The sequence below is a fragment of the Methanobrevibacter olleyae genome (assembly GCF_900114585.1).
GTDB lineage: Archaea > Methanobacteriota > Methanobacteria > Methanobacteriales > Methanobacteriaceae > Methanobrevibacter > Methanobrevibacter olleyae.
The window spans coordinates 18,780-34,060 of sequence record NZ_FOTL01000011.1 but is presented as its reverse complement, the minus strand read 5'-3'; the positions used below and the strand labels follow the sequence as shown (position 1 = coordinate 34,060).

Genomic DNA, 15,281 nt, shown 5'->3' with positions numbered 1-15,281 from the left:
TTTTTAATTTAAAATGAATATACTTTAAATTTTTAAAAATAATTGTTTTTAATTTAAATTAATGTAATTTAAATTTTTAAAAGTAATTGTTTTTAATTTAAAATGAATATAAACTTATAAATATAACTATTGTTATAAATTATATTGTATGATTTTTAAAATATTATACTAATTGTTTTAAGGTGATTTTATGGAGCATATTAAGAAAATTCCTGCTATTAGATGGGAAAATGGAAATTATCAAAAAGTAGAAGAACAAACAGTTAAAGATGAAAATATTTATTTCCATATTGATTATTTGCCTCCTCGTAAGTTTTCCACATATCCTGCTGATTTAGATGATTTTGCTGTTGGATATTGTTTAGGTGATGGTTTAGTAAATTCTATTGATGATATAGTTAGTATTGAAATTGAAGATAAATATGTAAGCATTAAAACTAAATTTAATCATGGTAAGAATGATGATGAGAATGATGATGAAAAACCAGAACTAGATAGGGATGTTTTATCTTATCAATGTATAATGTCTGATAGTGCAGGTGGATGGAGAAGTGAACTTAAAAATATTGAAGCTATTGATGCTGATTTGGTTGTTAATGCAAGTGAAATAATTGCAAATATGAAAAGACTTACAGATAAAGCAGAGATTTGGCAAGCTACAGGTAGCGTTCATGTTGCTCAATTGGTTTATGGAAATCAGTTCATCACTCGTGAAGATGTAAGCCGTCATGTAGCAGTTGATAAAGTAATTGGTGCTGCAGCTAAATCAGGATTTGATCTGTCTAAGTCCTATATAAGCTACAGTGGCAGAATGCCTGCAGACATGCTTATAAAAATAGTTAGGGTAGGTATTCCTATTTTGGTTTCTAATGCTGCTCCTGCAGGTTCTGGTTATGATATTGCAGAAAAGGGAAATATTACTATGATTGGTTTTGTACGTGGTGATAGATTTAACCTTTATACTGCACCAGAGAGAATTAATTTAGATGGCTAAGCTAGATCTTCTCTTGCCTTTTACAACATAAAATATGGATTAAAATTTTTATTGCTTTGGACAATAGAAAATTATGGATTAAGATTTTTGTTGCTTTGGACAATAGAAAAATAGGGATTAAAATTTTTTTAACTTATTTTATTTTAGGTTTTTTATTTCTATTTTTATCTATTTTTTAACTTTTTCAATGTAAATATTAGCTACAATTACAATTATCGCCAGTATACCTAATCCAGCTATTACTGGATTTATAGTTCCAACATATAAAGTTAAAAAAACAGCTAAGATTAATGCAAGAACAAGAATAATCATTGCTCTATTATTGTTAAAATCCATATTATCCACCTTTTAATTTAATAATCATATACAAAATAAATTTATTTAATCATTGATTTAATTTTTCTTCTTTTTTTAATTAATATTCATTATTAATTGTTTCTTCTTTTTTTTAATTAATATTCATTATTAATTGTTTCTTCTTTTTTTAATTAATATCAATTAATTATTTCTTCTTTCTTTAATTAATTTTAAAAACTCTTTAGAATTCTCAAACTCTTTCATTTCCCATGATTTAATAACTGGAATTCCATCAATTGAATCTTTAATTTTATCATCTTCAAGAACAAAGAAGGGATTTGAAGAGGTTACAAGGGAAAGATCTTTTAAACTAATTGCCATTTTATTTAATGTCTTTGTATTTTGCTCGTCTTGAACATTTAAGTTAGCTATTAATGGGTTTTGCTCTTTCTTTTTAGTAGCTATTTCTGCTTTAGCAAGTGCATCAAATGGACTTTTATTAGTTGAAACTACTCCAAAGCCTAATTTAGCTAAATTTTGAGCATTGGTTCCTTGAGTTTGATTTAAATTACTTGTATCTGCTTTTAATTTAATATCTTCTTGGTATGGCTCAAACAAATCTATGTCAAGTGTTATCTTAGTATTTAAAATCTCTTCAAGAAGCATAGCAGTTTCTGTATTGGCTCTAACCATTCCCTTTTCATATTTATACATTGTAGCTCTTGAAACATGTGCCAAATCAGCTAAATCTTTTAAAGATAAGTTATACTCTTCTCTGTATTCTTTTAAAACATTTCCATTAATTTGAACATAGTATCCTCCACGGTCTGCTAAAATTTCAGGATACTCATCATAAACAATCATGTTTTTAAGAGTTTCAAGGCCAATTGCAGGTAAGCCATGTCTTTCATAAACAACATCTTCTTCTAAGATATGATTTTTAGATTTGATACCTACAATAATTGGAGAAGCTAAGAAAACATTAGAAATTTGTCTAATTTCTTCAATATGTGCTTCATTAATGCTGTCAATATTTATGAGGACTTTTAAAAGCAAAATGAGCAATTTTTTACGGGCTACTAAATCAAAACAGCTTTGATCATAGATATTTGATGTTTCAAAACCTTCCTTATTTAGTAATTGATAAACTTCTCCTATTAATTGATTCCTATTAGTTATTGCCATAGGATCTCCCCTTTTTTATTTAATGAAAATAAATCTTTTCTAATGAAATAAATTTTTTTACTTAATGAATTAATTTATTTTTCAGATGGCTTTATTATATTATAAGATAATTTTTATTAATTAGTTTAAATAAATTTTAATAATATTATTATCTTTTAAGGTTAATATAAAATTGACTATTTTAATTTTCATAATCAATAAAAATAGCCTATTTTAAATTTATTTTTATAAAATTCAGTGATTGATTAATATGGATTATTTTTATATAGGAATTGATGATACAGACTCTCCAGATGGAATGTGCACTACATTTTTAGCATCTGCTATTTTAAAGGAGTTTAAAAAGAACGATATTGAAATTATTGGCTTTCCACGTTTAATTCGCCTAAATCCCTTTGCCAAATTTAAAACCAGGGGAAACGGAGGGATCTCTTTTAAATTAGATTTAAATCAAAAGATAGATCTGGCAAAAGAAATAGTGCTTAAGTTTGTTAGCGAGCTTTCAATCATGGATTGTGATAACACTAATCCTGGAGTTGTCTTCTATAAAGGTGAAATCACTGAAGAAATGATTAGATATGCATTTAAAGCCATTTACTCAATAATAACTATAGAAGAAGCAGAAGAATTTGCCAGTCAAATCGGTGCTGAAATTCATAAATTTAAAAAAGGCAGAGGAATCATTGGCTCTATTGCAGCTATTTCCTGTCCTTTAGAAGATTATACCTATGAACTTTTAGCATATAGGGATTCTTCTAGGTATGGAACTTTACGTGAAATTGATTATGATTCTGTTGTTAGGATGGATAAAGAAACTTTTCCTGAAACTTTTGAAAATATTGATGGTGAATATTTAGCTATTGAACCTAAAACTCCATGCCCTATTCTATATGGTATAAGATCTAATAATCCTGAAGTTTTGGATATTGCAAGGGATATCGTTATACCGAATGAAAGAATTGCCGATTCATGTATTTTTAAAACAAATCAACATACAGATATGCATATTCAAAATGCAAATAGGATAAGTGAGCTTAAACAGTATTCCTGCTATAAAGTAAGGGGGATTGTTAAAGACAAGCCTCATATAATTGAAGGGGGGCACATGTTTTTCACTTTGTATGATGAAAGTGGTGAAATTGAGTGTGGAGCATATGAACCAACTAAGAATTTTAGAAAAATTGTAGCTGAATTAAAAGCTGGAGATGAAATAGAGGTTTATGGTGGAATAGGTGAACAAAATACCTTTAATATTGAAAAGTTCCAAGTTTTAAAGCTTAATCAATTTCTTTACAAGAATCCTATTTGTGAATGTGGTAAGAGGATGACCTCAGCAGGTAAAGGAAAGGGTTTTAAATGTAAAAACTGTGGTAGGAAAATAGGCTCTGATGATAAGGTTCCTGAGATAGTAGAGCGTAGTTTAATCAATGGCAAATTTTATGAAACTCCAGTTTCAGCTAGACGTCATTTATCTAAACCTCTAATTCGTATGAACTTAGATTAATTATTAATTTCTTATTACTATGGATTTAGATTAATTATTAATTTCTTATTACTATGGATTTAGATTGATTTATTAATTTCTTTAATTATTAATTTCTTATTACTATGGATTTAGATTGATTTATTAATTTCTTTAATTGTTAATTTCTTATTCCTATGGATTTAGATTGATTTATTAATTTCTTTAATTATTAATTTCTTATTCCTATGGATTTAGATTGATTTATTAATTTCTTTAATTATTAATATTATTAAAGCTATTTTTGATTATTAAGGCGATTTTTTAATCTGATTTTTTATTCGCTTTTTATTATTTATTAAAAATTTTTATCACTTTGTTATAATTTTCATAAATTTTTTATAAAGTTAATCATTTTTTAATATTTTTTACTTTATTGGTAATAAATTATCATTATTTATAATTTTTTAGAATTAAATAGATTAATTTATAAGTAAGAAATTTAAAACTAAAAGTAAAAGATAGTTTTTTAATTAATTCTAATTTATGCAATTTAAATCATGATAAATCATGATAAATAGCTTTAATTACTAAAAAATTTTGACTTTTTATAATATTCATTATTTTATTTTCTTAAAGGAGTGAGAAGTTATTAGTGAAGATAATTACGATTATACTTTTAGGGATAAAACCGACAAAGCGATAAAAAAAAGACCTCCGTGGAAGGAATATAATTTACATATTGTTGTATTCTTTTTAGTAATTATTGCAGAAACAATTGGAATTAGAACATTCAATATTGGTTCATCAATTAGTATTGTTACAATGCCTTTACTTTATGCAATGATTATAGGATTAGCTCTTTACTTGTTAAAACCATTTAAGATTGTAGGTAAAAAGCAATCTAAAGTGGCTCAAGGTGCTATGTTAGTGTTTATTGGTCCGCTAATTGCAAAATTAGCTATTTCAAGCGGCCAATCTATTCATATAATTTTACAGGTAGGTCCTGCATTATTACTTCAGGAATTAGGTAATTTAGGTACAATCTTTTTAGCATTACCTGTTGCATTATTACTTGGATTTAAACGTGAAACTATTGGTATGACAAGTTCTATTTGCCGTGAACCTAACCTGGGAATTATTATTGATAAGTATGGTTTTGATTCAGATGAAGCACGTGGTGTTTTAACTGTATTTGTAATTGGTACTATGATAGGAACTATCTTTATTAGTTTCTTAGTAAGTATCATTGCTTCTGTTTTGCCATTACACCCATATGCTATGGCTATGGCTTGTGGTATTGGAAGTGCAAGTATGAATGCTGCTGCAGTATCTCCATTAGTACATATGTATCCTGCTTTAGCTACTAATATTGAAGCATTTGCAGGTTGCAGTAATTTAATTTCATTCTGTTTTGGAATTTATGAATGTATATTACTTTCCATTCCTCTCACTGAATTCTTATACAAACACTTAGAACCTATAATTGGTAGGGAATATGAAAAAGATGATGAAACTAAAGAGGAGGTTCAAAAATGGAATTAATAGAAGAATCTCAACATGTAAGTAAGAATAAATTATTTAGATGGTCTGTATTTTTACTTATATTTTCATTTATTGTTTGTGTAGGTAACTATGTAGGTTATAAACATCCTATGAATGAAGCCTTTATTGGTATGATTATTTTATCTGTGATAACTATTGTAGGCATGGTTTTAGAGAGAGAATTGCCTTTTAATATTTCTTCAATTGTTTATATAAGTTTAATTGGTTTAGCTTTGGCCTTACCATTCTCTCCAGCTTCAAGTACAGTTGTTTATTATGTGTCTCAAATTGAATTGTCTTCAATCTGTACTGTTTTCCTTGCTTATGTAGGTATAGCAATTGGTAAAGATTGGAATAAATTTAAAAAGATAGGCTGGAGAGGTATTGTTATTACAATATTTGTAATTGCAGGAACTTATTTAGGTTCTGCATTTATTGCACAAATGGTTCTTATGATGACTGGCTCTATATGATTTCAGTTATTTTTTCTTTTTTTAATTTTTATAATCTTTAATTTAATCTTTTCTCTTTTTTATTAGCATTGCTTTTGTTATTTTTGATTTAATATTTTCTCTTTTTTTATTAGCATTGTTTTTGTTATTTTTTTAAAATTATTAAAACTATGCCATAATTATTAAAACTATGCCATATTTATTATATAGTAATTATAAAGATATGATTATGATTATTGATGAATTGTCTAAATATTTGATTGACTTAAGATATGAGGATATTCCTAAGGAATCTATTGAAAAGGCTAAATTATGCTTTTTAGATTATTTGGCAGTTTATTTTAGAGGATTAGAAACTGAAAACTCTAAAATAGCTATTAAAACAATATTTGAATTATATGATAATGATTTTCATGATGATTTTAATTTATTAAATAAAGGATTTATTAATGGAATTGCATCTCATAGCTTAGATTTAGATGATGGTCATAGATTGGCTCAATTACATCCTGGTTCAGTTGTTTTTTCAACTGTTTTAGCTATGGTTTGTGATAGTAATTTAGATTTGGATATCAGTGGAGAAGAGTTTTTTGAAGCTATTGTTCTTGGATATGAAGTAGCTATTGTATTAGGTATGCTTGTTAATCCAAGTCATAGAAATCAAGGATTTCATAGTACAGGAACTATTGGAGCTTTAACATCCGGTGCAGTTGCATCTAAGCTTTTAAAATTAGATTTGGAAAAAACTGAACATTGCTTGGCTTTATCCGCTACCCAATCATCAGGTCTTCTTGAAGCAGATCATGCTGGAACTATGGGTAAATCTTTACATGCTGGAGCTGCTGTCTATAATGGAATTTTATCAGCATTTTTAGCTAAAAATGGCTTTACTGGTGGGGAGTCTTTAATTGATGGTAAGGAAGGCTTTTTAAAAGCTATGGCTACTAAATCTTATGATAGTTTCAGTGATAATAAAGGGGATATTGATTCTTTAAAGATATCTCAATTTTTAAAAGACAATTTAAATAAATTCCATATAAATGAGGTTTATTTAAAAAAATATCCATTTTGCAGACATATTCATTCAGCTATTGATTCTGCTTTAGCTTTAAAAGATGATTTAAATGATTTAAATTCAAATTCTAAGCTAAATTATTCGGATTGTCTTGATTTAATAAAATCAATTGATGTAGAGACTTATAAAATAGCAAGTGAACATGATAATTATAATCCAAAAAATCTTCAAGATTTAAAACAATCCTTACCATATGCTGTAGCTATTTCTTTAGTTTCTAATGACTTAAGTTTAGATTCAATTGATGAATTAGCTGATAATGGTCTTTTTGATAGGGTAAATTTTGATAATGGTCTTTTTGATGGGGTGAATTTTGATAAAGATATTTTTGATGGGGATGATTTTGCTAAAGATATTTTAAAAATTAAAGAAACAATAAATAAGATTAATATTATTAATAATGATGAATTTAATCAATTAACTCCTGATAAAAGACCATCTAAAGTAATAATCAAATTTAAAGACAATGATTTTAATTCATTAAATAATTTAGAGTATACTACTTATTATCCATTAGGGGAAGTGGAAAACCCCTTGTTATTAGAAGATATTTTAGAAAAGTTCAAGCTTTTAAATCCTAAGTTTAATATGAATAAACTACAAATAATTAAACATATGGAAAGTAAGTCAATTCATGAAGTTTTTAAGCAATTAGATTTATTAGATAATAAATAATTTTCTACAATCTTTTTATAGATTTTATAATTAAAATGGTTTTTAAAAGATATAATTGTTATCAATGAAAAGTGATCTTTATAATTAAAATGGTTTTTAAAAGATATAATTGTTATCAATGAAAAGTGATTTTTATGATGGATGAAACTAAAAAATCATTAGAAAAATTAGGAATAAATGAGATAGATAATGATTACAAATCAGAAAAGCGATTTGAAGATGGAGGGCAATATAGATTTGAAGTTCCTGGAATACAGGGCCCTTCTGCACTTGAATCTCTTTTAAATGCTTGTAATGATTATGATTTAACTATTCATAGAGCTACTCAAACTAAGGGGATAATGTTTTTATTAGATGATGAAATTTGTCAAATGCTTGATTTGGCAAGTGAAGCAAATATTCAATTATTTTTAGCTGTAGGTCCAAGAGCTCCATATGATACAAGTGCAACTGTCCAAACAGAGGAAGGAAAACGTATTGGATACAGATTAAGAGGTTATGACAATCTTGTTTATGCAATTGAAGATGTTAAAAGAGCAGTTGAATTGGGAGTTAGAGGAATTTTATTGTATGATGAAGGCTTACTCTTTGTGCTTTCTAAAATGAGGAATCTAGGAGAACTTCCAAAGGATTTAAAATTTAAATTATCTGCCCATGCAGGATGTTCTAATCCTGCTTCAGCTAAATTATTTGAATCAATTGGTTTAAATTCATTAAATCCTGTAAGAGATTTACAAATTCCAATGCTTGCATCCTTACGTGATGCAATAGATATTCCAATTGATGTACATACAGAAAACCCTAAATCTACAGGAGGATTTATCCGTCATTATGAAGTTCCTGAGATGATTAGACTAACAAGCCCAATTTACCTAAAAACTGGTGGATCTGTTGCCAAACATCACAGTTGGGATACAAGTGATAAAGAAGCTAGACAGAGAGCTAAACAAGTAGCTTTAATTAGAGATTTAATTGAAAGACATTATCCAGAAGCTATTATGAGTAAGTTCTAATTTAAAAATCTTTTAATTTAAAGTAGTGAATTTTTTTTATAAATATGGATAGTTTTTTAAAATTCAAAATTTATTTGTTGATATTATGGATTTAATTGAAAAAGTTCAAAATGCAGTTGTTAAAGCAGGTAGCTCATATAGTGAAGATAGATTAAATGCCTATCTGGATGCTTTAAAATTAGAAAAAGAATTGAATAATGAAAATGCAGTTTGGGCTTTAGAGGGAATGATTGAAAACTTTAAAGTAGCTTGTCAAAATAAACTTCCTTTATGTGATGATACAGGAATTCCACATGTTTTAATGGAAATAGGCAAAAATAGAGAGATTCCTAAAGACTTTTTCAATGAAATAAATATAGGTATTGCTCAGGGTTTAGATAAACTTCCAGGTAGGCCAATGGCAGTTAAAGGTAATGGCATTGAAAGGATAAACCAATCAAAGGGCCTTTTTGAAGAGTCCAGCATGGTGAAACCTGTTTCTTTTTTAATAGAAGAAAATGATGAATCCAGTTATGGAAGATCAATTGCTCAAGATGATGATAAAATAAAAGTCACTGTTTTATTGGAAGGGGGAGGTCCTGAAATAAGGGCTAAAACTTATAGAATCTTTCATAAAAGAGATTCAATGAGGGTATTTAATGAAGCGCTGGATTGGCTTAAAGAATCTTTATCCATCTTAGGTTGCACTCCTTCAATTCCGGCTATTGGTATTGGCAGAACTCACTTTGAAGCAAATGCTCTTATCTTAAGAGCTATGGCTCATGGCAATTTAAACATTCAATCGGATATTGAAAAATATATATCTGATGAGTTGAATAAAACAAACATTGGTCCTTTAGGTCTTGGTGGCAGGACAACTGTTTTAGGCTCCTTTGTAAATATCGGTAGCCAAAGAGCAAGTGGAGTTAGAATAGTAGCAACTCGCCCAGCATGTTTTGTAGAACCAAGAGTTTCAAGTTTTGAATTTTAGTTAAGAGTTTGACTTTTCTATGAGTTAAAAACAATTATAATAAAAAATAATTATATAAATAAAAAACTATTGATGATTATTAATGATTATTCTAAGGAGATATTATGAAAGATAATCAGAAACCTATTAAAAATGGTTTTAAATTTCCCGAACAAAATATTAAAACTAGTATCACTGATGTAAAGCCTGATGAACTATCTACTAGAGGCTATAGGCAAGAAGATTTAATTACAAATCTTAGTTTTGCAGAAATGGTATTTTTATTACTTAAAGAAAGATTGCCCTCTGAAAGGGAAGCTAAGATTTTTAACCATATACTAGTTTCATTTTGTGATCATGGTGTAACTCCTCCAAGCACTCAGTCTGCAAGATTAATAGCATCTTCAGGGGCAAATATTAATAATGCTGTTGCAGGAGGTTTACTGTCATTTGGTAAAAACCATGCAGGTGCTATTGAAAAAGCTATGAATTTATTTCAAAATTCTATAAGAACTTTAAATCTTGAAAATACAGATAAAGGGGATCTTAATAAAAGAATTGCTAGATTAGCTATTGAAATTGTAAATAAATATGAGTCTGAATCAAAGAGAATACCTGGCTTTGGTCACAGATACCATGATAAAGATCCTCGTGCAGTTAGATTGTTGGATTTGGCTATTTTAGAATCAGCTATTGGCCCACATACTAAATTAGCACTTGTTATAGAAAGCGTTTTATCTGAAAAGAAGGGAGTTTGTTTAAATGTTGATGGAGTTAATGCAGGATTGCTTTCTGATTTAGGCTTTGATAGCCAATTAGGTTTAGGTATTTTTATGATTGGCAGGTTACCAGGACTTGTTGCTCATGCTTATGAAGAAATGCAAGAAGAAGAAAAATTCAGACGTTTCTGTGACTTAGAAAATATTGTTTATGAAGGCTTTAAAAATAGAGACATTGATGAAAAATAGAGACCATACAAATAAAATTATATGAAATAATTAATAAATTAATAGTAATAATTAGTAATTATAATAATATATGTTAAGTAATATATTATATTTTGTTTTATATTGTTTTTATTAATAATTTAAATAGGTTAATATTTAGGTTAATATTTTAAATAGGGGCAATTTAAATATTATATTGTTTTTATTAATAATTTAAATAGGAAAAATTTAAATAGGAGAAATTTAAATAGGAGAAATTTAAATGGAATTTTTTGACCTTATTGAACAAAGATACAGTATGAGGGGTTTTGAAGATAAAGAGGTGGAGCAGGAAAAATTAGATAAAGTTTTAAAAGCTGCTCAACTTGCTCCAACTGGAGCAAATTTCCAAGCTTTTAAAGTAGTTGTAATCGATACTAGAAAGTATAAAGAAGAATTAACTGCTATTTATAGTCCTGATTGGTTTACACAAGCACCAATAGCTCTTTGTGTTCTTGCTTCTAAAGAAAAAGCATGGACTAGAAGATATGACAATAAGAATATTGCTGATATTGATGCAACTATCGTAATGACCCATATGATTCTTGCAGCTGAAGATGTCGGTTTAAACACTTGCTTTATTGCAGCATTTAAACCAGATAAAGCAAAAGAATTCTTAGACCTAGATGATGAATGGGAAGCTGTCTTATTTACTCCTTTAGGATATGGAAATGCAGAACCAAGAGACACTCCTAGAAAATCTATTGATGAATTGGTTATATACAAATAGCTATTAATTTTTATGGTCTATAATTTTTTATAGTCTATAGTTTATAGTCTATAGAAGTGATCATTGAATTTTTATGCCAATATTTTATACAAATAATTATTGATTTACTAATATTCAGTTCTTTATTTATTTGATATAACAATTCTTTATTGTTGAAATATTCGATTCTTTAGCTTAGTTGATATTATGAAACCAAAAATAGTGCATGCACGTGATAGTGAGGTTATGTATCAATTATCTGATCTTTTTCTAGAATCTAAGTATTCTATTAAAGGGGAAGATAGTAATTTTGTATTATTGAAGAAAAATAATTATGGAAATCTTTTAATTCATCTTCCTTTTCTTCTTATTGCTATATTTTTTAATGCTTATGTTCTTTTGGTAAATGTTGTTTATTTTGCATACAGTATTTTTAAAAAATCTAATGTAATTTTAATAACAACTGAAAATAAGGATGATGAGGGAAATCCACTTGAATTTGATAGTGTAAGAGAGTTAGAAGTATTTTATGATGAATCAACTTGGAATAAAGCTATTGAGCTATCTGAATTAGAATAATTAAAATTAAAATGATTCTTATGAATCAGATTTATCTGAATTAGAATAATTAAAATTAAAATGATTCTTATGAATCAGATTTATTTGAATTAGAATAATTAGAATTAAAATGATTCTTATGAATCAGATTTATTTGAATTAGAATAATTAGAATTAAAACAATTTAAGTATAATTATTATAATTAACTATTATTATGCATTTTACAAAAAAGAGATTTAAGAGGATATTATGAGATTAACAAAGAAATCTATTATTTTATTAGCTTTTTCAGCTATTTTAATCGTTTTAGGCTTATGGAATTATGCTGATTCAAGTCCAGTAACTTTAGATGTTATTGCTTCAACAGTTGTACTTGTTGCAGTGGGATGGACACTTGCATTAACTGTTTTTGAACCTAGTTGGACTAAAGCAGCAATTTTTATGGATGGATTAATATTCCTTGCAGTAGGTATTAGCTTTTTATTAATGCCATATAATCTTATTTTCATTTTATTTGGTATTATATTACTTGCAATAGCTGTTGCAGCATATCTTGGAAAATTACCTCTGTCTTTTTAAGACTGTTCCATATATAATTTAAGTTTGAATCTTTAAAATTTGATTAAAATTTTCATTTATTTTCAGACCAGTTTCTTAACAATTTTTACTATTTTTTTTATTTCATGAAATCTTAGATTTTTTCATGAGATTTGTTTTTAATAATTTTAAAACCTTTAGTTTAATACTTTTATTTTGCTTTTTATTAATTTTAAGGTTTTTTATCTACTAAATGTTTTTTCAGTTTCTCTAGAATTTTTTATTAGATTTTTATTCATTTTTCATAAGCTATTATGATTTTACAAGTAAATTTTATTTTTTAATTTCACTATAGATTTCTCATTATATTCTAATTATATTCTAATTATATTCTCATTGTATCATCATATTCTAATTATGATTTCTCCTTTTATTATCCTATTATAATAAAATATATATATTAACAAAAATAGAAATTAATATACCATGGTGATTTATTATGGCAGGGATATCAGAAGCTATTATCCAAATAAAAAAAGCTGAAAGTGATGCTGATTCCTTAGTAGAACAATCAACAGTCGATGCGAAAGCTATGATTGATGATGCTACTTTAAAAGCAAATGAAATGGTTGAAATTGCTAAGAATGAAGCTAACGAAGAAGCTCAATCTACTGTTTTTGATGCAGAAGAAAATGCAAAGAAAGAAGCTACTTCTATAAGTTCTAAAGCTGAAAATGATGTTGAAACCATCAAAAATAAGGCTAGAAATAATATAGATGAAGCTGCTTCAATTATTGTTAAAAATATTTTATAGTGTGAGATAATGTTTAGAACTGCGAGAATGCGTAAACTTAACGTTATAACTTTGGACAAATACGCTAGTTTGACAGTGGCGGCACTTCACGACGAGGGTGTTGTTCAAATAAATGATATTTCTGAACGTATTCAGCAAGATCCTAAGCTAGCAGAACTTTTGAAACCTTCAAAAGTTACACCCCGTACTGGCAAAATCTCTTCACTTCTTATGAAGACAAGTGCACTTTCTGATTTATTGGGAGATTCATTGTCTGAAGGCAGGAGTATGAAAGAGCTGATAATGTCTTTTATCAGTCCAGATCTTCCGGTTCCTAAAGAAGTTGAGGACGTTGGTACTGAAAGCTTAATAGCTTATGCAGAATCAACATTAGACCAGGTTGAAGGTGAAACAAAAGGTATTGAAGATAAGTTAGCCGCACTAGACAGTGAAGAGAGTATGCTTGAATCAAATAAAGAATTAGCTAAAAAGCTAAAATATTTAGATATGGATTTAGGTCTATTAACTGATTCAAAGTACACTTCTACCATTGTTGGTAGGATCACTGCTGAGTCCGCTCAGAAATTCAAAGATGAATACAGTAAGATTACAGATAAGCTCTTTTATGAGTTAGTTCCAGACGAAGAAAAAGAATATAATATCATGGTTGTAGTCGTTGCTAATAAGTATAAAGATAATGTCTATACCTTACTTAGGAAAAATGAATTCGAGAAGTTTGAAACTGAAAGTTTAGAAGGAAGACCGGATAGTCTTATTTCCTCTTCTGAATCCAGACTCCAAGCTATCGAAAGTGAAAGATCCCAAGCTAAAGCTGAATTAAAAGTTGTAGCAGAAAAATGGGATGATGAAGTTCTTGCTTTAAAAGAACAATTAGAAAATGAAAAAGAGAAAAATGAGGTTTTCGCTACTTTTGCCGAAACTGATAAAACATTTGTCTTCGAAGCATGGGTACCTGAAAAGAATGTAGAAAAAGCTCAAAATATTATTGAGACTACTACTGATGGCCATGCAATTATGGAAGTTGAAGAAGTTCCAGATAATTCCGAAGATGTTCCAGTTTTACAAGAAAATTGCACATATGCAAAGCCTTATGAATTATTAGTTGAAATGTACTCCCCTTTAAAATACAATGAAATAGATCCTACTTTATTTGTAGCTCTTACCTTTCCATTATTCTTCGGTTTCTGTTTAACCGATGCAGGATATGGTCTTTTTGTTGTAATTATCGGTATTATCTTATACAGAGGAATGGGTAAAATCAACAAAACTATGCATGATGGTGGATTAATCATCTTGGCAAGTGGTATTTGGTCTATTATTTTAGGTCTCTTTACTAATGGTTTACTTGGGGATTTATATACCAGAATTTTAGGTATGGGTCCTGCACTTCCAACTGTAATCGATTCTATTAATGCATTTAAAAACCCGGCAACTATCTTAGTTATTGCAATTGTAATTGGTTTAATCTATACCAATATTGGTTTTATAGTAGGTGCAATTGATAATTTAAGATATGGAAATAAAAAAGACGCTATTGGTTCTCAAATCGTATGGTTTGTATTTGAACTTGGTATTATTCTATTGGCGTTAGGGTACTTATTCCCAGCTCTTGGTATGATTGGTATGGCATTAGGTGCAGTATTGATTATAGCTGCTCTTGCTATGCTTATATGGGGTAACGGTGCTTACGGACTTATGGATGTATTTGGATTCATGGGAGATGTATTGTCATACGCTCGTCTTTTAGCTCTTTGTTTAGCTACTGGTGGTATTGCGATGACTGTAAACATCTTAACTAACATGGTAAATGAGATGATTCCAGTTGTAGGTATTGCTTTAGCTGTTTTCGTCTTTATTGGCGGGCATATTGCTAACTTCCTTTTCCAAGTGTTAGGTGCTGGTGTTAACGCTTTGCGTCTTAACTATGTGGAATTCTTCTCTCAATTCTATATGGGTGGAAAAAACTCATTTGAAGCTTTTAAAGCTAAAAGACAATTTACAAAAATCAAAAAATAATCAAATTTAGATT

At 28.2% G+C, this 15,281-nt stretch carries 15 protein-coding genes; 13 read left to right on the top strand and 2 right to left on the bottom strand.

Going from position 1 to position 15,281, the window contains the following annotated elements:
* Positions 1-190 precede the first annotated feature (190 nt).
* A complete protein-coding gene (gene fdhD, locus BM020_RS04515; protein ID WP_067145680.1) occupies positions 191-994 on the top strand; it encodes a formate dehydrogenase accessory sulfurtransferase FdhD in 804 nt (267 codons plus the stop codon).
* A gap of 168 nt (positions 995-1,162) precedes the next feature.
* On the opposite strand, the gene BM020_RS09570 is transcribed toward fdhD, so the two are convergent.
* Complete coding sequence (locus BM020_RS09570) at positions 1,163-1,330, bottom strand: hypothetical protein (RefSeq protein ID WP_158499580.1); 168 nt, start codon at positions 1,328-1,330, stop codon at positions 1,163-1,165.
* 162 nt (positions 1,331-1,492) lie between these two features.
* Entirely contained in the window at positions 1,493-2,470 is a 978-nt protein-coding gene (locus BM020_RS04510; RefSeq protein WP_082762223.1) for a transcriptional regulator, read from the bottom strand.
* A gap of 247 nt (positions 2,471-2,717) precedes the next feature.
* On the opposite strand from BM020_RS04510, the gene BM020_RS04505 reads away from it, so the two are divergent.
* From BM020_RS04505 to BM020_RS04450, 12 genes are all read left to right on the top strand, one after another.
* Positions 2,718-3,980, top strand: coding sequence for a tRNA(Ile)(2)-agmatinylcytidine synthase (locus BM020_RS04505; RefSeq protein WP_067145683.1), 1,263 nt, complete (start codon positions 2,718-2,720; stop codon positions 3,978-3,980).
* A 609-nt stretch (positions 3,981-4,589) separates the two neighbouring features.
* Entirely contained in the window at positions 4,590-5,483 is an 894-nt protein-coding gene (locus BM020_RS04500; RefSeq protein WP_067145685.1) for a DUF3100 domain-containing protein, read from the top strand.
* Positions 5,474-5,956 carry a LysO family transporter gene (locus BM020_RS04495; protein ID WP_067145686.1) on the top strand — a complete coding sequence of 161 codons (483 nt, stop codon included), beginning with the start codon at positions 5,474-5,476 and terminating at the stop codon, positions 5,954-5,956. Before BM020_RS04500 ends, BM020_RS04495 begins: the two co-directional genes overlap by 10 nt.
* 208 nt (positions 5,957-6,164) lie before the next feature.
* Positions 6,165-7,685 carry an MmgE/PrpD family protein gene (locus BM020_RS04490; protein ID WP_074798385.1) on the top strand — a complete coding sequence of 507 codons (1,521 nt, stop codon included), beginning with the start codon at positions 6,165-6,167 and terminating at the stop codon, positions 7,683-7,685.
* Between the two features lie 137 nt (positions 7,686-7,822).
* On the top strand, positions 7,823-8,698 hold the full coding sequence (locus tag BM020_RS04485) for a peptidase (protein WP_074798392.1): 876 nt from the start codon (positions 7,823-7,825) through the stop codon (positions 8,696-8,698).
* Between the two features lie 85 nt (positions 8,699-8,783).
* Complete coding sequence (locus BM020_RS04480) at positions 8,784-9,668, top strand: fumarate hydratase (protein ID WP_074798384.1); 885 nt, start codon at positions 8,784-8,786, stop codon at positions 9,666-9,668.
* Between the two features lie 104 nt (positions 9,669-9,772).
* A complete protein-coding gene (locus tag BM020_RS04475) occupies positions 9,773-10,615 on the top strand; it encodes a citryl-CoA lyase (protein ID WP_074798382.1) in 843 nt (280 codons plus the stop codon).
* 241 nt (positions 10,616-10,856) lie between these two features.
* A complete protein-coding gene (locus BM020_RS04470) occupies positions 10,857-11,363 on the top strand; it encodes a nitroreductase family protein (RefSeq protein ID WP_074798380.1) in 507 nt (168 codons plus the stop codon).
* Positions 11,364-11,549: 186 nt separating this feature from the next.
* Positions 11,550-11,921: a hypothetical protein gene (locus tag BM020_RS04465; RefSeq protein ID WP_067145698.1), complete on the top strand. Its 372-nt coding sequence runs from the start codon at positions 11,550-11,552 to the stop codon at positions 11,919-11,921.
* Between the two features lie 229 nt (positions 11,922-12,150).
* Complete coding sequence (locus BM020_RS04460) at positions 12,151-12,480, top strand: hypothetical protein (protein WP_074798376.1); 330 nt, start codon at positions 12,151-12,153, stop codon at positions 12,478-12,480.
* Between the two features lie 457 nt (positions 12,481-12,937).
* A complete protein-coding gene (gene ahaH, locus BM020_RS04455; protein ID WP_067145701.1) occupies positions 12,938-13,252 on the top strand; it encodes an ATP synthase archaeal subunit H in 315 nt (104 codons plus the stop codon).
* Between the two features lie 9 nt (positions 13,253-13,261).
* Positions 13,262-15,268, top strand: a complete 2,007-nt coding sequence (locus BM020_RS04450; protein WP_067145703.1) for a V-type ATP synthase subunit I — start codon at positions 13,262-13,264, stop codon at positions 15,266-15,268.
* Positions 15,269-15,281 lie beyond the last annotated feature (13 nt).